The organism is Paraburkholderia sp. BL9I2N2 (assembly GCF_004339745.1).
In the GTDB taxonomy this organism is placed as follows: domain Bacteria; phylum Pseudomonadota; class Gammaproteobacteria; order Burkholderiales; family Burkholderiaceae; genus Paraburkholderia.
Genome location: NZ_SMGP01000004.1, coordinates 991,131 through 1,009,455 on the forward strand (window position 1 = coordinate 991,131; position 18,325 = coordinate 1,009,455).

Annotated in this window: 16 protein-coding genes; 6 read left to right on the forward strand and 10 right to left on the reverse strand. The window is 61.9% G+C overall.

The window, feature by feature from the left end; all coding sequences use genetic code 11:
* Window position 1: 1 nt before the first annotated feature.
* The 3 genes from tagF to B0G74_RS40915 all read right to left on the reverse strand — a co-directional run bounded on the left by tagF (window position 2) and on the right by B0G74_RS40915 (window position 5,981).
* Window positions 2-994 carry a type VI secretion system-associated protein TagF gene (gene tagF, locus B0G74_RS40905; RefSeq protein WP_132382940.1) on the reverse strand — a complete coding sequence of 331 codons (993 nt, stop codon included), beginning with the start codon at window positions 992-994 and terminating at the stop codon, window positions 2-4.
* Entirely contained in the window at window positions 991-4,875 is a 3,885-nt protein-coding gene (gene tssM, locus B0G74_RS40910; RefSeq protein WP_132382942.1) for a type VI secretion system membrane subunit TssM, read from the reverse strand. Before tssM ends, tagF begins: the two co-directional genes overlap by 4 nt.
* 260 nt (window positions 4,876-5,135) lie before the next feature.
* Window positions 5,136-5,981 (reverse strand): M15 family metallopeptidase, encoded by an 846-nt coding sequence (locus B0G74_RS40915; protein WP_132382944.1) that lies wholly within the window; start codon window positions 5,979-5,981, stop codon window positions 5,136-5,138.
* A 124-nt stretch (window positions 5,982-6,105) separates the two neighbouring features.
* Here B0G74_RS40915 and B0G74_RS40920 point away from each other — a divergent pair, with 124 nt between their 5' ends.
* Together B0G74_RS40920 and B0G74_RS40925 are read left to right on the forward strand one after the other, a co-directional pair.
* Window positions 6,106-7,050, forward strand: coding sequence for a hypothetical protein (locus B0G74_RS40920; protein ID WP_132382946.1), 945 nt, complete (start codon window positions 6,106-6,108; stop codon window positions 7,048-7,050).
* 173 nt (window positions 7,051-7,223) lie between these two features.
* Entirely contained in the window at window positions 7,224-8,366 is a 1,143-nt protein-coding gene (locus B0G74_RS40925; protein WP_132382948.1) for a nucleoside hydrolase, read from the forward strand.
* A gap of 41 nt (window positions 8,367-8,407) precedes the next feature.
* Here the strand turns inward: B0G74_RS40925 and B0G74_RS40930 are convergent, their stop codons facing one another.
* Both B0G74_RS40930 and B0G74_RS40945 read right to left on the reverse strand, forming a co-directional pair.
* A complete protein-coding gene (locus tag B0G74_RS40930) occupies window positions 8,408-9,364 on the reverse strand; it encodes a LysR family transcriptional regulator (protein ID WP_165924028.1) in 957 nt (318 codons plus the stop codon).
* Window positions 9,365-10,102: 738 nt separating this feature from the next.
* A complete protein-coding gene (locus tag B0G74_RS40945; protein ID WP_132382952.1) occupies window positions 10,103-11,155 on the reverse strand; it encodes an NAD(P)-dependent alcohol dehydrogenase in 1,053 nt (350 codons plus the stop codon).
* Window positions 11,156-11,472: 317 nt separating this feature from the next.
* Between B0G74_RS40945 and B0G74_RS40950 the strand changes: the two genes are divergently transcribed.
* The gene (locus B0G74_RS40950; RefSeq protein WP_132382954.1) at window positions 11,473-12,441 is read left to right on the forward strand and encodes an AraC family transcriptional regulator; all 969 of its coding nucleotides are present in this window, start codon (window positions 11,473-11,475) and stop codon (window positions 12,439-12,441) included.
* Between the two features lie 25 nt (window positions 12,442-12,466).
* Here B0G74_RS40950 and B0G74_RS40955 read toward each other — a convergent pair whose 3' ends face one another.
* The 3 genes from B0G74_RS40955 to B0G74_RS40965 all read right to left on the reverse strand — a co-directional run bounded on the left by B0G74_RS40955 (window position 12,467) and on the right by B0G74_RS40965 (window position 14,597).
* Window positions 12,467-13,243 (reverse strand): molybdopterin-dependent oxidoreductase, encoded by a 777-nt coding sequence (locus tag B0G74_RS40955; RefSeq protein ID WP_132382956.1) that lies wholly within the window; start codon window positions 13,241-13,243, stop codon window positions 12,467-12,469.
* Window positions 13,240-13,872, reverse strand: coding sequence for a cytochrome b/b6 domain-containing protein (locus B0G74_RS40960; protein WP_132382957.1), 633 nt, complete (start codon window positions 13,870-13,872; stop codon window positions 13,240-13,242). Before B0G74_RS40960 ends, B0G74_RS40955 begins: the two co-directional genes overlap by 4 nt.
* 92 nt (window positions 13,873-13,964) lie before the next feature.
* Window positions 13,965-14,597 carry a hypothetical protein gene (locus tag B0G74_RS40965; RefSeq protein WP_132382959.1) on the reverse strand — a complete coding sequence of 211 codons (633 nt, stop codon included), beginning with the start codon at window positions 14,595-14,597 and terminating at the stop codon, window positions 13,965-13,967.
* A 203-nt stretch (window positions 14,598-14,800) separates the two neighbouring features.
* On the opposite strand from B0G74_RS40965, the gene B0G74_RS40970 reads away from it, so the two are divergent.
* Window positions 14,801-15,472 carry a heavy metal response regulator transcription factor gene (locus B0G74_RS40970; RefSeq protein WP_132382960.1) on the forward strand — a complete coding sequence of 224 codons (672 nt, stop codon included), beginning with the start codon at window positions 14,801-14,803 and terminating at the stop codon, window positions 15,470-15,472.
* The gene (locus B0G74_RS40975; RefSeq protein WP_132382962.1) at window positions 15,469-16,869 is read left to right on the forward strand and encodes a heavy metal sensor histidine kinase; all 1,401 of its coding nucleotides are present in this window, start codon (window positions 15,469-15,471) and stop codon (window positions 16,867-16,869) included. Before B0G74_RS40970 ends, B0G74_RS40975 begins: the two co-directional genes overlap by 4 nt.
* Here the strand turns inward: B0G74_RS40975 and B0G74_RS40980 are convergent.
* Window positions 16,866-17,282 (reverse strand): VOC family protein, encoded by a 417-nt coding sequence (locus B0G74_RS40980; protein WP_132382964.1) that lies wholly within the window; start codon window positions 17,280-17,282, stop codon window positions 16,866-16,868. The genes B0G74_RS40975 and B0G74_RS40980 overlap by 4 nt on opposite strands.
* 54 nt (window positions 17,283-17,336) lie before the next feature.
* On the reverse strand, window positions 17,337-17,678 hold the full coding sequence (locus B0G74_RS40985) for a zinc ribbon domain-containing protein YjdM (protein ID WP_132382966.1): 342 nt from the start codon (window positions 17,676-17,678) through the stop codon (window positions 17,337-17,339).
* Window positions 17,679-17,948: 270 nt separating this feature from the next.
* Here B0G74_RS40985 and B0G74_RS40990 point away from each other — a divergent pair, with 270 nt between their 5' ends.
* Entirely contained in the window at window positions 17,949-18,251 is a 303-nt protein-coding gene (locus tag B0G74_RS40990) for an antibiotic biosynthesis monooxygenase (protein ID WP_132382968.1), read from the forward strand.
* Window positions 18,252-18,325: the final 74 nt, after the last annotated feature.

Below are 18,325 nucleotides of genomic sequence, written 5' to 3' on the forward strand. Positions count from 1 at the left end.
GTCACGCTCCCGTGAATGCTTCGCGGAACGTGTCGATGCTGACGCGCAGCGACAGTTGCGGTTGATCGAGGTAACTGACGAGCTTGCTGATGCCATGATCGTTTTGTGCGTGTTCGTCGATCCACTCGGGATCGTCGATATCGATGTTGTGCGCCGCGTACGACTGCGGATCGACCACGCTGTGCAGCGTCTTGGCCGAGGCGCCGTTAAAGCCGATGATGAGCCGCTCGCGCTCGGCAATCGTGCCGATGAAAATCGCCAGCTCGAAATCCGCCTGCGCGACGAACGGCGCAATCAGTTCGAGCCAGAACGCGGCAACGAGGCTGCGGTAGAACGGATCGTTCGGCAGCGGCAAGGTCAGTCCGCGTTCAAGGTGCGAGGAGCCGCTTTGCATCACCGGACGCAGCAGCGAGCCGAGCGCCAGCATCGCGCCACGCAGACGCACCGGATGGCCGCTCGCGAGCAGCATCTGTTCGAGCCCGGAGAGTGTCTGGTGTTCGACGAAGTCGTTGAAGGTGCCGTCGTGCGGATTGCCCGGACCGGCGCCGATCTCGATGGGAACCTGCGTCTCGCCGAGCGCCTGCAGCGCGCCGGGCGGTTCGCTGGCGCCGAGTAGCGGCTTCATCTGCGCCGCGACGCGCGACCAGAGGCGCGCGAAGGCGAGCGGACTGTGCGCGAGGAACGTCAGCGGCTTTTCGACTTCGAGCGCGGTCGCGGCAAGAAACGGAAAGCGCCGCGACGACTGATCGTGGCTCGCCATCATATGCCCGGCGATCGCCAGCTTGCTGCGCGAGCCGAGGAACGCGAAGTGCATCGGCTTGGCGTTTTCGTAGACGATCTTCCAGCGCGGATCGTCGGTGAGCAGTTCCATTGCTTCGGCGATCCAGCGGTCTAGCGTGGCCAGCAATTGCGGGTTATGCGCGCTCTTCACGAAGTCGCCGCGCGACGGGATCTTGCCGAAGTAGGCGATTTGCGCCTGCACGGTTTGCGTCATTGCGCACCCCCTGTATTCGAAACCGCGGTGGCGGCCGTAGCCGGCCGTGCCGCGGGCATTGCCGGCGCGGCGGCGGGCAGGGAGCCCGGCGCACCCGCGGCGGTCGCGTTGACCGAATTGGCCGCCGCGCTCACATCCGCCACCGAGGACGGCAGCCGCAAGCCGCGCAGGCTCTGCTGTTGCGGCGCATCGCTGCTGGCGCTCGACGCCTGCGACGTGCTGATGATGCGCATGCTGACCGCCACCGTCACGCTGCCTTGCGTCCACGACAGATCGAACGTGCCGTCCGGACGACGCTTGCGTTGCGCCGAGTTGATCAGTTTCTCCAGACCGTAGCGGCCCGGTTCGTTGACCAGTTGCAGCGTGCGGCCGTCGAAGGTCGTGGCGCTCAGTGTCGCGCCCGGCGAACCCGACGGATTCGGCCACACAAAGTTGGTCCACTGCGGCGGTGTATTGCGGTAGCGCATCTGCTGACCGTCGATCGCCAGCGTGTATTCCGTCGTGCCGCTGCTCGGCTGCGGCAGGATCTGGAACACGGTCTGCGGTTCAGCCGAGCCTTGACCGGCCGCTGCGCCGGCCGCGCCGCCCGCAAGCGGCGCTACCCAGCGCGCGAAGCCGTTGGTGAAGTCAGGCGTGAGCGCGAGACCCATATCGCCCCACGTGCGAGCTGTCAGCGTGTCGCCACGGCGCACCGCGAGCGGCCCGAGCGTGGTGCCGACGAACTTGGCGATCGCGCCGTCCGGGCCGAACACCTGGGCGATTTCGCCGGCGCCGGCTTCGACCTTCGCGTCGCTGGCAAACGGATACTTGTTCGCGAGCGAGCCCTGGAAGCTCTGATACACCTGCGCATTCCAGACCTTGTTGACTTCGACGCTGGCCGGCTGGATCACCACCGCATACGCCGCCATCAACGGACGCACGAGCAGCGGACGCAGGGCTTTGCGCTGCGAGTCGGTGAGGCCGGTGAGCATCTGTTCGTCGACGTACTTGAGCGAATCGGCGAGTTCGGAGCCGCTGCCGTCGAGCGTCTGCTGCATCAACTGGCGCGCGCCCGGTCCCGGATCGCCCTGATTCTTGATCACGTTAAAGCGCGTGCGGACTTTCGACAGCGTGTCCATATAGCCCTTGAGCATCGAACCGTTGTCGCCGCTCACGACGATACGGCCCAGCGCGGAGAACTCCTGGCCGATCGGACCCATCGGCACTTCGACCGGATTGCCGTTGATGTCGATGTTCGCATTGAGCTGGCCGGTCGGCGCACGCGAGAACCAGTTCTTGAACCAGCTCGTCACGCCCGTTTGCGCGCGCTTCAGGTTCGCGTTGAAGAGCGACGGGTTGTCCCATGAAGTCTGGTCGTACGCGGTTTCAAGCACCTTGCGGATCGGCGAGTCCTGCGGATCGCCCAGACGGTTCATCGCGTCCACGGCCTGGCCGAAGCTGCCGAAACTCTGCACCGCAATGCCTTGCATGAACTTCTGCCAGTGCATCGCGTACTCGGTCTTGTACATCGCGACGAGCGCTTTCTGAATCTGCTCGGGGCTGCCTTCGAGCGTCAGGTCGTCGTGCGCGGACGTATTGAGCACCCAGTCCTTCGCCTGCAACTCTTTCGTGGCGGCGTCGCGAATGGCGGGTTGCACGTACTGGAACCACGCCTCACGCGTGAAGGTGCCGGGGATCGCATAGCTGCCCGCCACCAGCGCCGTATTGTTTTCGCCGACAATGCGCGCGATCGTCATCGGCGCGAAACGCGTCGACGCACGCGCCTTGATTTCCTCGTAGACGCGCTGACGGGCCGGCATGCCGCGCACCACGCGGCGCAGGTTCTCACGCGTCTGATCGACGAGGCCGAGGTTCTGGTCGATCATCGGCCAGTCGTCGTCGGAAACGCGCGACAGGTAGAACGTGATCATGCGTTCTGCGCTGCGGATCATCTCGTCACGAGGCATGTTGCCGCGATTCGTTTCGAGCCAGCCGCGCCAGAAGCGGGCGACCTGATCGGTGAGGTGAGCCGTTTCCACATGACGCTTGTCGCTCAGCATCAGGTAGGTCTTGAGCGCGTTGTACGCGTCTTCGACGTTGGTCGGCGAGGCGTCGCTATACAGGCCGCCCTGGCTGTTCGCTGTCATGGCCGAATGCGTGGAGACCGGAATCGCAGCGGCGTCCGGCGCGCGGTTCAACGGCGCGAGCTGATCGGGATGCGCGTTGACGTCCTTCAGGAACGACGCGAGATTCTGCGAGACCGGATCGAGCAGGATCTGACGCACGCCGTTGTAGTACTCGGTGAGCAGGCGCTGTTCGAGGCGATCGCCTTGATACAGGCCGAGCGACACCGCGAGCGGCCGGTCGCGGCGGAACTGTTCGAGCTGGTCGATGCGGTCCTCCAGCACGTCCATGGCCTGCAGGCGCGATTGCAGGTCGTTGCGGTTCTGCTGCAAACGCACGACATTGTCGAGATCGGCCTGCACGTTCGCCGTGAGCTGCTGGTTGTTGACCGTCGACCAGGTCCAGCCGCCGAGCGCCAACGCGAGCACCGCAACGAAGCCGAAGAAGGTCGCATAGCGCATGCGCGTCTTGGCGGGGCTCGCGAATTGTTTGACCGTTTGCCGGTCGGCGAAGATCACCTTCGAAAACAGATCGCGCAGGAAGAAGCCGTTCTTCGAAAACGCGCTATGCGGCTTGGGCAGGCTATCGGAACTCAGGCCGAAACGGTTGGCGATGCGCGTGGCCGCGGCGCTGTTGGTTTCGCCTTCCTGCAAGGCGCTGGTGAAATAGAAGCCGCGGAAAATCGGCTTGTACTGGAACGGGTTGGTCTCGAACAGCGTGGCGAGAAACGCGCGCAACGCGGGCTTGATGGTCGAAAATTCGAGCGGAAAGCTCAGTTGACCCGGCGAGAGCTTGTTGCCGCGATTGATCGACATCTGCGCGACGCTGATTTCTTTCAGGCCGTCGTACAGCTCTTCGAAGTGTTCGTCGAACAGGCCGACCACGTCGCGCTTCTCATCCGGCTCGTAGGGCAGGGTGGCGCCCCATACGCGGTCGTATTCGTGGCGCTCGCTGCCGCTGAAGAACTCGGTGAAGCCGGTAATCAGGTCGGCCTTGGTGAACATCACATACACCGGCGCGAACACTTCGAGCTTTTCGGTCAACTCCTGCACGCGCTGGCGCAGGTTCTTCGCGAGATTGATTGCGAATTCGGGCTTGCTGTTGGTCAGTTCCGCAATGCTCGCGGTGACGATGATGCCGTTGATCGGCGCCTTCGGCCTGAAACGTTTGAGCAGGCCGAGAAAGCCGAGCCATTCGGTGCGGTCTTCTTCATGCACGGAATAGCGGCCCGCGGTGTCGAGCAGAATGCCTTCGGTCGTGAAGAACCAGTCGCAGTTACGCGTGCCGCCAATGCCGTGGATCACCGCGTTGTTCTTGTCGGCGAAGGGGAACTGCAAGCCTGAATTCAGCACCGCGCTGCTCTTGCCCGCAGCGGGGTTGCCGATCACGATGTACCAGGGCAACTCGTACAGCGCCGAACCGCCCGAGACCTGGCCGATCTTCGAGGTCTTGATGGTCTTCACCGCATCGACGAGGCGCGTGCGCAGCACGTCGAGTTCGGCCTGGCGCGCGGGCGTGGGCGCGGGACCGGCTTCGGCCTGCTTCTCCGCCTGCTGCTCGAGCATCTCACCGAGCTTGCGGTTCGCGCGGCGCGCGCGCAGGCGGCGCACGATCCACACCAGCAGCCACAGCGCGATCACGGTGCCTAGCACGATCGCCGGCCACATCAGGTCGATCTGCAAGGTGTCGGCGCCGATGAATAAGACAGCAGCGAGCGCGAGCAGGCCGATGATCGAGAGCGTGCGTGTGTGGGTCAACACGTTGAGAATGCGTCGCATAAGCCGTTCAGGTCTTGATGATGAGTGTTGTGGCGCGTGGTGTGGCAGGCAGCATGGCGCGCGTACGCCGTTTGAAATAAAACGAAAGCATATTCAGGCGAAAGCGAATGCGGCCGAATTGTTAAATCGGCAATAGCCGGCCGTGGCGACAGTGAGCGGAGCAATGCCGTTATGCGTGCGGCATTGCCGCTTTTTGCCAGAAAAATTGATTGAACGCCCCATGTCAACCTCTTTATTACCCGGTTTTTACCCATTCGGCCTTAATGACCGCGCCCGAGGACGAAGCCGGGTTTGTGGTATTCGACGTGCCCGAGATCCATCATTTTCCAACGGCCACCCCACGTCAGACCGACCTGTTCGGCTGTCTGCCCGTATAACTGATAACCTCGCATGGCCCAGGGATCTTTTTCTGAAATGACGAGCTTGCCGTCGCGCAAAAAGGCATTGTCCGAGGCGAGACCGTATTGGTGATAGCTTTGAAACGCTGCGGCATTGGTGACGTTGCCCCCCATTTGCGCCAGCCGGTTTTGCCGCTCCGGACTGCGATAACCTTCCAGCAAAGCCATTTCATACCCGTATTGCTCGCGCATGATTTTGTACACGAGCAATAAACGCGTTCTGAAATCGGCGTCGAGCAAATTCCAATCGCGGCTCGCGTCTTTAAGCGCGGGCCGGATCTGCTCGACTTCCTGCGTTGCGAATACCTCCGGCGGCAACGGCGGCGGGGGCACGAGCTGTTCGCCATTCAATAACGCGGCAATTTTCTCGTCCGGAACCCGTGCAGTGTCATCGAATTGGAATAATTGCCGGCCGCGTAAAGCCAATGCCACCAATGGAGGCGTCGCAAGAATACCTGTCGTGGTAAAAATCAGCAAGCGCCGCTTTACCAGTAACTTTTGCATATCGACTGCCGTCGATTGCGAAATTTTTGCCGAGCGTGCTAATTGACCGCGAGCGCGCGAAGCGCCGCGCGATGCTCCACGCATAACACGGCCGTGAATAGTGAGCGCCGCACCTAATAAAGAGGCGCGTACCGCCGGCAATAGCAGCATTGCAGCGATCACGACGGCGATGGCGAAATAGGCGAGAAGTACTACGGCAATCAAAGGCGACCCCGGAAATTGGAAACAATTGTATTTTGTAATGCTTGCTCTTAGAATCAGGCCTGCTCGGAGACGAGCCGGAACGTATTATCACGGCGAAATAATCCAGGATTCAATGAGACAGTGAATGAGTGCGCCGGAAAGTTCGAATTCCAAAGCCCCGCCTAGCCTGTTATCCGATAAGGCTAAAGGCTCTGATGGCAATGGTTCGCGAATTCTTGCGAACCTCGAAGGCCGCGTTGCGCCGCCTACGGAAAAACCACGCCGGTCGAAAGCGCCGCTTCTATTGGTCGCCTTGCTCGTAATCGCAGCCGGCGGCTGGGGTGCCTGGCATATGCAGCAGCGTACGCAGAGCGAGTCGCTGGCAGCGGCCGCGCCGGCCAGCGGAGAGAAGACTGCCGCGGCGGCGGTTGCCGCGAGCGCCGCGCCACAGGTCGTCGCCAAAGCTGAGGCGCCGGCTCCCGCTTCCTCGCAAGCGGCGACGATCGTTGCCGACGATAGCGACAGCAAAGCCGCTGCGGCGTCCGCTACGGCGCCCGCCAGCGACGGCAGCCGGCTGTCGCGCGCGCTCGCCGACGGCGCGGAGTCGAGCAGCGCACCCGCGCCGGTTGCAGCCGCAACGGCTGCTTCCGCGGCCACGGTGCCGGCGGCGAAGCATGGCAAAAGCGCAACGGCTGTGGCCAGCAAGGACAAGCACGAGAGCGCGGTCCACGGCAAGAAGGAAAGCGCCACGGCCAGCAATCGCCATGCGAGCGCGCCGACCGAGGTCGCTCAGTCGAAGAAGACGCGCGCGAGCGGTAATGCTTCGAAAGATGATTCGGATGCCGATCTATTGGCTGCGCTCGTTGCGCGGACCAAACCCGCGGATGCGAAACCCGCGGCAGGCGGTAACGCGGCGACCAAGGTCAGTGCATCGGCTGCGCCTGGCAATGCCAAGCTGGCCGAGCGCGTGAAAGAGTGCGGGCAGCGCGGCTTCTTCGAAGATCAGTTGTGCCGCTGGCGCGTGTGTGACGGTCATTGGGGCAAGGATCCGGCGTGTCCGGGTTCAGCACAGCAGGCTCATCAGCCGTAGGCGCGCTTCGTCATTCAATCGCCATGCGCGTCATTCGACGCGCATGCGTTCCACCATTCGCCGCAAACTGATTCCGTGAATTATCCATTCGACATGACGATTTGATTTCATCTGGATTACGTCTATGATGAGCCTCCTTCGCGCGGCACAGCGCTATAAAAAAGGAGACATCAGTGAAGCGACTTCTCGTGGCATTGACGTGTGTGGCAAGCGTGGCGACCGTCACGGCGCTCTCGGCGTGTGGTGGTAGCGAGATCAATGCGCAGAACCCGCCGAAGGTGATCATCGACAGCGACTACAACACGCTGAGCGACGATGGCCAGCTCGGCGTCATGGCCGCGCAATTGCAGGCGCAAGGCTCATTGAAAGTGCTCGGCATTACGGTGGTCTCCGGCAATCAATGGCTGAAGCAGGGCGTAGCGGATGCGTTGAAATCGGTTGAACGTCTGGGCGTTGAGAATCAGATCGGCGTGTATGCCGGCGCCAATTACGCTCTGTCTCACGACTTCGCCGCCATTCAGGCCGAGCAGAAGCAATTCCCCGGCGGCGACGGTTATCTCGGCGCATGGAATACACCCGAGCCGAAATCCGATAGCGATCTCGTTGCGCCGCCCGACGGTTTTGCGACCCACACCAAGGTGCAGAGCAAGAGCGCGGTGGATTTCATCGTCGACTCGGTGAAGCAGTATCCCGGCGAGGTGACGATTCTCGCGATCGGCCCGCTGACCAACATTGCGCTCGCTACGCGTCAACATCCCGAGATCGTGCCGCTAATCAAGCAGATCATTTACATGGGCGGTGCGATCGACGTGCCGGGCAACACCACGCCGACAGCCGAGTTCAATTGGTGGTTCGATCCGGAAGCGGCGAAGGCCGTGTTGCGTCTGCCGATCAAACAGGTGGTGGTTCCGCTCGATGTGACGGACACCGTGAAGATGGACAAGGCGTTGTACGATCGTGTCGCGCACGACCCGACGAAGCAGACCATCATCACGCAATTGTTCAAGACGTTAAATGGTTATGGTTTCGACGGCAAGAATGGCTTCGAGACCAACCCGAACTACACGACGAACATCTGGGACACGTTGACGCTGGCGTATCTGATGCATCCTTCGTTCGCCACGCAGACCGTGGACGAGTGGGTGGACGTGGATATGAGCTTCGGTGCGAATGACGGCAAGGCTACCGGTTATACGAGTTCGCCGCCGGCGGGATTGCAGAAGATGACGGTGGTGAAACGCTTCGACAATCCGAACTTTTTTAACTTCTATGTTGATCTGTTGACGCGGCCGGTGCCGGTCAAGTTACCTAATTGACGCGGTTTTCTACCGCGCTGCCTGCGTGCCCGCAACCCGCCTCAGGCGGGATGCAGGCCGCGCAGCAATTGACGGACACGCGAGAGATCCTGATCGACGTGCTCCGCTTTCTCGAACAACTCCGCCAGCCAGTCCACGAACGCGCGCACGCGCGGCGACACGCGGCGATTCTTCACGTAGGCCACCGAAACCGGCATCGGCACGGGCTTCCATTGCGGCATGACTTCGCGCAATAGTCCCGAGTCGAGATACGGTTGCGCGGCGATCCGCGCGGGCTGGATCAAGCATAGGCCTTGCAGGCCGCAGGTGAGATAGGCCTGTTCGTCGCTGACCTTGACGAAACCTTTTACCTTGACGTTTTGCGCTTCGCCGTCCACTTCGAAATCGAAGTCCACTTCGCGGCCGTTATGCGGCGACATGCAATTGACGGCCACGTGTCCACGCAAATCGTCGAGGTCCGCGGGCGTGCCGTAGCGGGCCAGGTAGGCCGGACTCGCGCAGGTCACGTGCTCGAGGGTGCCGAGTTGACGCGCGACCAGATTCGAATCCGGCAATTCGCCGAGCTGGATGCTGCAGTCGATGGCTTCGGTGATCAGATCGACGGTGCGGTTGCTGATACCGATGGCGAGATCGAGGTTAGGGTAGCGCGTGTGGAAGTCGTCCAGGGCCGGCAGGATGATGGCGCTGGCCACGGCCCCTGGCATCTCGATGCGCAGACGGCCGGTCAGGTTATCCGTGGCGTGACGGATGCTGGCTTCCATTTCGTCGATGTCGGCGAGGATTTGCGCGCAGCGTTCGTAGTAGGCCGCGCCTTCGGGCGTGACGCTTAGGCGCCGCGTTGTGCGGGCGAGGAGGACGGTGCCTAATAGCGCTTCCAGATTCTGAACGATGGTGGTCGCCGTGGCGCGGGGAATGTTCAAGGATTCCGCTGCGCGGGTGAAGCTGTTGGTGTCCACGATTCGGATGAATGTGCGCATTGCAGTTATTCTGTCAATCACGGTTCATGCTCCAGTCGAGGGTTTAGGGTTTTGTCTTGCTATTGCTATTGCTGTTGCCTGCGCGGCGGATTGTGGTCTTTTTTTGTGTTGGCCTTTCCTTGAAATCACGGTGGTCTATTAGCGTTGCCCCTGTGCGGGGCGGCACCTACTTTCTTTGCCGCCGCAAAGAAAGTAGGCAAAGAAAGCGGCTTCACACCGCTAATTCTTAAGCGGGTCCCTCGCGCAGTCACGGCATTGGTGCATCTGGAATCTGTCGTCTCGCACATTCCGCCACAGTGACACGGCAGTCATACTTCCCGCCTCGCGCTCCGCGCTCGCCGAAGGGGCTGGTTAAAACAAATGACTTCGTTTGTGGGTGGTGGGGCCTCGCCTCGGCGACACGCCGAAAAAGGCCGGTGGGTTAATGAAGTACCGTGGGGCGCGCGTAGCGCTGCCGGAAGAATGACGGCCTTGTCACCGGGGCTGAGTGTGCGAGGGCACAGATTCCAGATGCACCACTGCCGCGACTGCGCGAGGGACCCGCTTAAGAATTAGCGGTGTAAAGCCGCTTTCTTTGCCTACTTTCTTTGCGGCAAGCAAAGAAAGTAGGTGCCGCCCCGCACAGGGGCAACACTAATAGACCACCGTGATTTCAAGGAAAGGCCAACACCCCAAAGCACACAGTCAGAAAAAACGACTACAAAAAAAACCCACGCCGCAGGCCAAAAAAACCCACGGCGCAAGCCTAAAAAAACCGACTCACTTCCGCAAGGAATCCAAATCAACCACAAACCGATACTTAACATCACTCTTCAGCATCCGTTCATAAGCCTCATTAATCCCCTGCATAGGAATCACCTCAATATCAGAAGTAATCCCGTGTTCGCCGCAGAAGTCCAACATCTCCTGCGTCTCAGCAATCCCACCAATCAGCGACCCAGCCAGCCGGCGACGCTTGAAAATCAGATTAAACACTTGCGGCGACGGATGATCATGCTCCGGCGCACCAACCAGCGTCATAGTCCCATCCCGCTTGAGCAGATTCAAAAACGGATTCAAATCATGCTGAGCAGCAACGGTATTCAGAATGAAATCGAAGCTATTCAAATGTGCTTCCATTTCTTCGGCATTCTTCGAAATCACCACCTCATGCGCACCCAACCGCTTCGCATCTTCGATCTTCGACGGTGACGTAGTGAACAACACAACATGCGCACCCATCGCACGTGCGAGCTTCACCCCCATATGCCCGAGCCCGCCAAGGCCAACAATGCCGACCTTCTTGCCAGGACCGGCACCCCAGGTTCGCAGCGGCGAATACGTCGTGATACCCGCGCACAGCAACGGCGCCACACCAGCAGGATCGAGATTCTCCGGCACACGCAGCGTGAACGCTTCATCCACGACGAGCTGCGTGGAATAGCCACCGTAAGTGATCTGACCGTCAACCCGGTCGACACCGTTATACGTGCCGACAAAACCGTTCTCGCAATACTGTTCGAGATCTTCCTTGCAACTCGCACACGTGCGGCACGAATCGACCAGACAGCCGACGCCGACCACATCGCCCGCCTTGTATTTCGTCACGTTCGGCCCGACCGCGGTCACGCGGCCGACGATTTCATGGCCCGGCACAACCGGAAACACCGTGTTCTTCCATTCGTTGCGTGCCTGATGCAAATCGGAATGGCACACACCGCAAAACAGAACTTCCATCTGCACGTCATGGGCGCGCAGTTCGCGGCGCTGGATTTCGAACGGGGCGAGCGGCGCGGTAGCGTCGGTCGCTGCATAGGCATAAGTCGTGCTCATGGGTAGCTCCAGCAAAGAGGGTGAAGTCGCAAGGCGCCAGCGATAGGCGACGCGAATCGCCGATGTGGCCAACCTCGTTATGAACCGGGATCACGGCGCGGGCGGTGGCTGGCAAATTCGTCAAACTGGAATTGGCAACCGAGCCCGGCGCAGCGCGGAAAAGGATGATCCGGCAGGGTTCCCATGATAGGAGCGAGGAGGGAGCCCGGGAATACCTGAATGTCTTGAAGATTTGCCTAAAACTCCTGGTGAGGAGCGCGATAGGTCGTTTGGTGATAAATTTCAAGCATTATTCTCTCGCACGTCACTATACCGTCATGTCAACCCGTTCCGTTGAACCCGTCTCGGTCGATCCCGCCCAGCAGCGTGTGGTCGAATTATTCGATGCGCTCGCACCCACCCCGGGCCTCACGCGCACGAGTCTCGAAGGCGTCAACCTGATGCGCGCGAATAGTCCCATGCCGCGTATGCCGGTTATGTACGAGCCGAGCATCGTGATCGTCTGCCAGGGCCGCAAGCGCGGCTTTCTTGGCGATCAGGTGTTCCAGTACGACGCACAGCAGTACCTGGTCCTCTCAGTGCCCTTGCCATTCGAATGCGAGACCGAGGCGAGCCCGGAAGAGCCGTTCCTCGCCATCTCGGTGCGCGTCGATCTGACCATGGTGGCCGAATTGTTGATGGCGCTGAATGAAACGCACGGCGCCGCGCAGCACGAACCCGTCGGCATCTATTCGACGCCGCTCGACCCGGCGCTATGCAATGCGGTGCAACGTCTGATGGACGCGCTGGCGTCGCCGCTCGACGCGCGCATTCTCGCGCCCGGCGTGGTGCGCGAAATCTGCTATCGCGTGCTGACTGGCGAGCAGGGCGACGCGATTCGCGCGGCGCTCACGCATCAGAATCATTTCGGCCGCATTGCCAAAGCGCTGCGGCGAATTCATGCCGATTACCACGGCGTACTGGACGTCGATACGCTTGCGTCCGAAGCGGGCATGAGCCTCGCCGTGTTTCATGCGCAGTTCAAAGCCGTCACGGCCACTTCGCCGATGCAATACGTGAAGACCACGCGCTTGCATCACGCGCGTTTGTTGATGGTGCAGGATGGGTTGAATGCGGGCGCGGCCGCTGCGCGCGTCGGTTATGAAAGCGCGTCGCAATTCAGCCGCGAGTTCAAGCGTCTGTTCGGGCTGAGTCCGGTCGACGAAGTGAAGCGCATGCGCGCCGTCTACGATGCGCCGCCGCCGCGCGTGGTCAAACCGGTGGCGCGTTACGTCACCGCAGTGTGATCGGGCGAGCGGGCCGCGCTACAGGTTACAAGCCGCTAAACCAGTTGTACCCCTGGTCTTCCCAATAGCCGCCGGGATTCGTGTTGGTCACGAAGATCGCCGCGATGTGCTTGGGATTCTTGAAGCCGAGCTTGGTCGGCACGCGCAGCTTCAGCGGGTAGCCGTACTTGGCCGGCAGCGGCTCGTTGCGGAAGTCGAGCGTGAGCTGCGTCTGTGGATGCAAGGCCGTTGCCATATCGAGGCTGGAGTAATAGCGGTCCGCGCATTTGAAGCCGACATAGCGCGCGTTCAGATCGGCGCCGATGCGCTCCAGAAACGTGCGAAACGGCACGCCGCGCCATTGTCCGATCGCGCTCCATCCTTCAATGCAGATGTGGCGCGTGATCTGCGAAGCCTGCGGCAATGCGCGCAGCTGATCGAGATTCCAGCTGCGCTTGTCCGACACGAGCCCCGACACTTCCAGTTGATACGTCGAGCCGTCGATGTCCGGCGCGTCGAACTCCGGATAAAACGCATTGAACGGGAACGGGTCGGTGATTTCGCGCGCCGAATAGGTCGGTGCGAGCTTGTTGCGGTCGAACAGCCACGCCTGCACGCGATCGTTCCAGCGCGACATGGCCCACAACACCTTGTCGACCGAATCGCCGTCCTGCATGTTGCAGCCCGAGAGCATTGCCAATGCGCCGATGGAGAGCGACGAGCGCAGGAACAGGCGTCGTTGCAGCCGTTCGATTTGCGGCTGATGATCGGCAAGTACGATGCGGGAGCGGCGCGCGTCGTCGTTGGGTTTCGATGCGCTCATGCCTGGCTCCTTTCATGCGTCGAATGCCGTGCGCGCCCTGTCAGCATCGGCAGCAACGTGCGCGGCACGAGCAGCACCAGCGCCAGATGCACGACCACGAAACCGACTACGCCTGCCATCGCGATGAAATGCACGCGTCGAGCGAAGTCGAAGCCGCCGAATAGGGCGGTGAGCCAGGAGAATTGCACCGGCTTCCAGATGGACAGGCCCGACGCCACCAGCAACACGCCAAGACATAACACGAGCAGATATAGCGCACGTTGCACCGCGTTATATCTGCCGGTATCGTGCGGAAGCTTGAAGCGTAGCGCGAGGCTCGCATCATGCACCACGTCGCGCGGATGAACCGGCAGCAGCTTGCGCCGGAAATGCCCGCGGCCGACGCCATACGCAAGATACAGCAGCCCATTCGCGCAGAGCAGCCACATCGCCGCGAAATGCCACGCGATCGAGCCGCCCAGCCATCCGCCGACGGTCGCCCACACCGGAAATCTGAACGGGAAAAACGGCGACGCGTTATAGATGGCCCAGCCGCTCATCACCATGCAGACCATCGCGAATGCGTTGATCCAGTGCGTGATTCGCACGACGAGCGGGTGAACGAGCAGGCGCGTTTGCGGTTCGGGCATGGTGCAAGGGTCGCGAGGCGAACAGGAAGTGGAAAGCCGCGCCATTGAAGAACGCGGCTGTTCAAGCAAACAGCAAAGCTGGCAACGCCGTATTACATCGGCGGCGTCACACCATGCTCGCCTGCGGAGATGAAGTTGGCGGCCATCGAGCCGTCGGCTTCCTTGTGGGCAAACAGCACGACTTTCGCGCCCGGCACCAGCAGCGAACGGTCACCCGGTTCCAGCGCGACGATAGGCACGTCTTGCGGAATCACGATTTTCTTTTCACCGTCCTTGTACTTCACGGTGATCGTGCGGCCGTTGCTGACCACGAGCGAACCCACGGTGCCGTTGGTCATCGAGCTGTTGCCGCCGAGATCCCACGGACGGTGGCCTTCGCCCGAGCCGCGCATGCTGGCCGGGAACACGTGCACTTCGAGCGCCTTCAGCGTGCCGTCCGCTTGCGGGATCGCGGCGGTGCCGACATAGCTGTCCGGCTTGATGTCGTTCACATTGGCGAGCACGACGCCGCGAATCGGCGTGTCCTTGGCGAGCTTCACGTCGACATCCTTGCCGTCGCGCGTGTGGACCTTGAGCAGATCGCCCGACAGCGACGTCACCGTGCCGCGCACGCCGGTAGGCATGGCGTTCTGGGCTTGGGCAGCCGGCCCGGCGGCGAGCAGAGCAGCGGCAACGAGCGCGGGGGCGGCGAAGGCGCGCAACGCGTGCGCGGAAACGATCTTCATGAATCAGCTCCAGGTGGTGACGGATGGGGGCAGATTAGACCCGGGACCGGCTCCGGCGAGTGACAGGCGGATGACAAAAACGTCATGAATGGCGAGCGGCAGCCACGTAAAATGGCCGGCATATCCACGTCCAGCATTTCAGCGTTTCAGCGAGTGCCAGAACGAACCGCTGAGCGGACGTCCGAATCGGAGCACCGAGCATCATGAGCATCCTCGTCATCGAAGACGATCCGAAAACCGGCGACTACCTGAAGAAAGGTTTGCGCGAGAGCGGCTATGCGGTCGATCTCGCGCGCACCGGCACGGACGGCCTGCACATGGCGCTCGAAAATGCGTACGACCTCGTGGTACTGGACGTGATGCTGCCCGGTATCGACGGTTGGGAAATCATGCGCGCGCTGCGCGCGCGGCGCGATCTGCCGGTGATTTTCCTGACCGCGCGCGATCACGTCAGCGACCGTATTCGCGGCCTCGAGCTCGGTGCGGACGATTATCTCGTCAAGCCGTTTTCATTTACGGAGCTGGTGCTGCGTATCCGCACACTGCTGCGCCGCGGCGTGATCCGCGAAAGCGACGTATTCGAAATCGCCGACCTCAAGCTCGACGTGCTGCGCCGCAAGGTGACGCGTGAAGGCGTGGAGATTCCGCTCACCAACAAGGAATTCATGCTGTTGCATCTGCTGGTGCGCCGCCAGGGCGAAGCGCTGTCGCGCACGCAAATCGCCTCCGAAGTGTGGGACATGAATTTCGACAGCGACACGAACGTGGTCGACGTGGCCATCAAGCGGCTGCGTGCCAAGATCGACCATCCGTTCGAAAAGAAGCTGATTCATACGGTGCGCAGCATCGGCTACACGTTCGGCGACGGCTCATGAAATTCTGGTCCGGGCGCTCGCTCACGGCTCGCACCACGGTGCTGTTCGCGGCAATCGCGTGCGTGGTCATCGGCACGCTCGGCGCGTATTTCTATCACTCCGCGGAAGTGTCGTTGCAACGCCGCGCGGACGTGGTGCTGACCGCCCGCGTCGAGCACTTCAGCCGCATCGTGCGCGATCTCTATTCAGTGAGCGAATTGAAGAGTCGGCCGTTGCTGTTCGAGACCATGCTCGGCGCGGAACAGGACGTGCTGCTGTTTCGCCGTCCGGGCGAGGCGCCGTTCATCGACGTGAACCCGGCGGGCGTGGCGGTGCCCGCGCTGCAAGCCGGTGTTGAGGACCGCTTGCCGACCGTTGCCGACATTCGCCAGACACAGCTGGGCAACGGTGTGCCGGTGCATTGGGCGATCGCCACCGCCAAAGCGCGCGAGGACGGCACCGAAGTCGAAGTGATCGCCGGCCACCCGATGACGGAGGAAGTGCGCATGCTGGCTGCGTACCGCAACCGCATCGTGCTGGCCACGCTGATCGGCATGCTGGCCGCGACGCTGCTCGCCTGGTACGTGCTGCGCCGCGCGTTGCGTCCGGTTCGCGAGATTGCCACGCGCGCCGCGCAGATTAGTCCCGCGAGCCTGTCCGTGCGGCTCGACAGCGAGGCGGCGCCGCTCGAATTGCGTCAGCTCACGCACGCGTTCAACGCCATGCTCGACCGTCTCGCCGACGGTTATCAACGGCTCTCGCAGTTCTCCGCCGATCTGGCGCACGAGATCCGCACACCGGTCGGCGCGTTGATCGGGCAGACGCAAGTGACGCTGGCCCGCACCCGCGAGCCCGACGAATATCAGCAGGTGCTCGAATCGAATCTCGAGGAGCTGAGCCGCCTGAGCCATATCGCGGAAAACATTCTGTTTCTCGCGCACGCTGACCATGCGGCGCTTTCAGTGGAGCGTGAACGGGTCGATCTGCGCGAGGAACTCGTCAGGATCGCAGACTATTTCGAAGGTCTCGCCGATGAACGCGGCATGCGCTTCGTGGTCGAGGCCGCAGGCGTGGCATCGGTCAATCCGATGCTGTGCCGCCGCGCGATCAACAACCTGGTCGTCAATGCCGTGCGTTACGGCGCGAGCGATACGGTGGTGCGTCTGCGTGGCACGCAAGACGAAGCGGGCGCCACCGTGGTGGTCGAAAACGACGGCGCGCCGATTCCCGACGAGCAACTAGGCCGTCTGTTCGATCGTTTTTATCGCGCAGACGCGGCACGCAGCGCGTTCACCGAATCGAGCGGTCTGGGCCTCGCGATCGTCAAGGCGATCATGCATCTGCATGGCGGCACGGCGCGCGTGGTGTGTCCGGCGCCGGGCGTGGTGCGTTTCGAGTTGCGCTTTCCGGGCGCTTAAGTACCGGTTGCAACGGTGGAGGTCTGCGGCTCATGACAGCACACGCAGAGCTTGTTGCCGTCCGGATCGCGAAAGTAAGCGCCGTAGTAGTTCGCGTGATACTGCGGACGCAAACCCGGCGGCCCCTCGCACGTGCCGCCGTGAGCGAGCGCCGCGGCGTGTGCGCGATCGACCGTGGCGCGGTCGGCGGCGAGCAGGGCGATCATCTGACCGTTGCCGGCCGACGCTGGTTGGCCGTCGTAAGGCTTGCCGATCACGAACAGCGGGCGCGGCGCATCCGCCGCCATCCAGCCGGACCAGCATGCGTCGGGATCGCGGAACTTGAGCCGCAGATCGAGCGTATCCATCAGCACGTCGTAAAAGCCGCAGGCACGCTCGAAATCACTGATGCCGATGAAAACGTGGGAAAGCATGGCTGTCGCTCCTCGTGAGTGCTGCCCGTGCCGGCCAGCGCCGTTGTTTCAGACTCAGACCTTCCTCAGATACGCGGCCTTCAACATGAAGTTGCCGGCGTCCATCTTGCAGTCCACTTCATGATCGCCGCCGACAAGGCGAATGCTCTTCACCTTGGTGCCCATTTTCAGCGTGATCGACGAGCCTTTCACTTTCAGGTCCTTGATCAGTACGACGGCATCGCCATCGGCCAGCGGGTTGCCGTTGGCGTCCTTGACCACGGGCTCGTCGGCGTCGTCGGCGGACACGGCGGCGTTCGCCGGCCATTCATGCGCGCAATCGGGGCAGACGTAGTTGTCGCCGTCCGGGTAGGTGTTTTCCATCGCGCACTGCGGGCAGGCGGGAATTGTCGACATGATTTTCTTTCCAGACCGCGGCGGGCCGCGGATAACTTCAGGGTCGGCGAGTATAGCGGACGCGTGGCGGGCCGCCGGCGTCCGATGCGCGGGATGCTGCGCCAGCGCAAACTAGCGAGTGCGGAGGCCGGCGCGAGTCACGTGTGGCGACGCTGCACGGGCAGCGGACTATACTTTTCCGATCGCCTGGCGGTCCCGCAAGTTTCGTCACGCCTGGCGAAGCTTTGCAAAGCACACCGATTGCTCGAATCTCACAACTGGAGTTCTGTCATGGTCAAACTCGCACTGTACGTTCGTCTCGAAGCCAAGCCCGGCAAGGAAAAAGAGGTCGAAGCGTTTCTGCTTGGCGGCTTGCCGCTCGTCGAGGAGGAGCCGGGCACCGTCGCGTGGTTCGGTTTGAAGCTCGGGCCGTCCACGTTCGGTATCTTCGACGCCTTTCCGGATGAAAGCGGCCGTGACGCGCACCTGAACGGCAAGGTGGCGGCCGCGTTGATGGCGAAGGCCGGCGAACTGTTCGCCTCGCCGCCCACTATCGAAAAGGTCGACGTGCTGGCGGCCAAATTGCCGGGCTGAACGAGCCGCTGACGGCGCGGCCGGTCGCACGGCCTTCCCGTTTGCTGCCACTGCAACGCGGAATATGGCGGTTA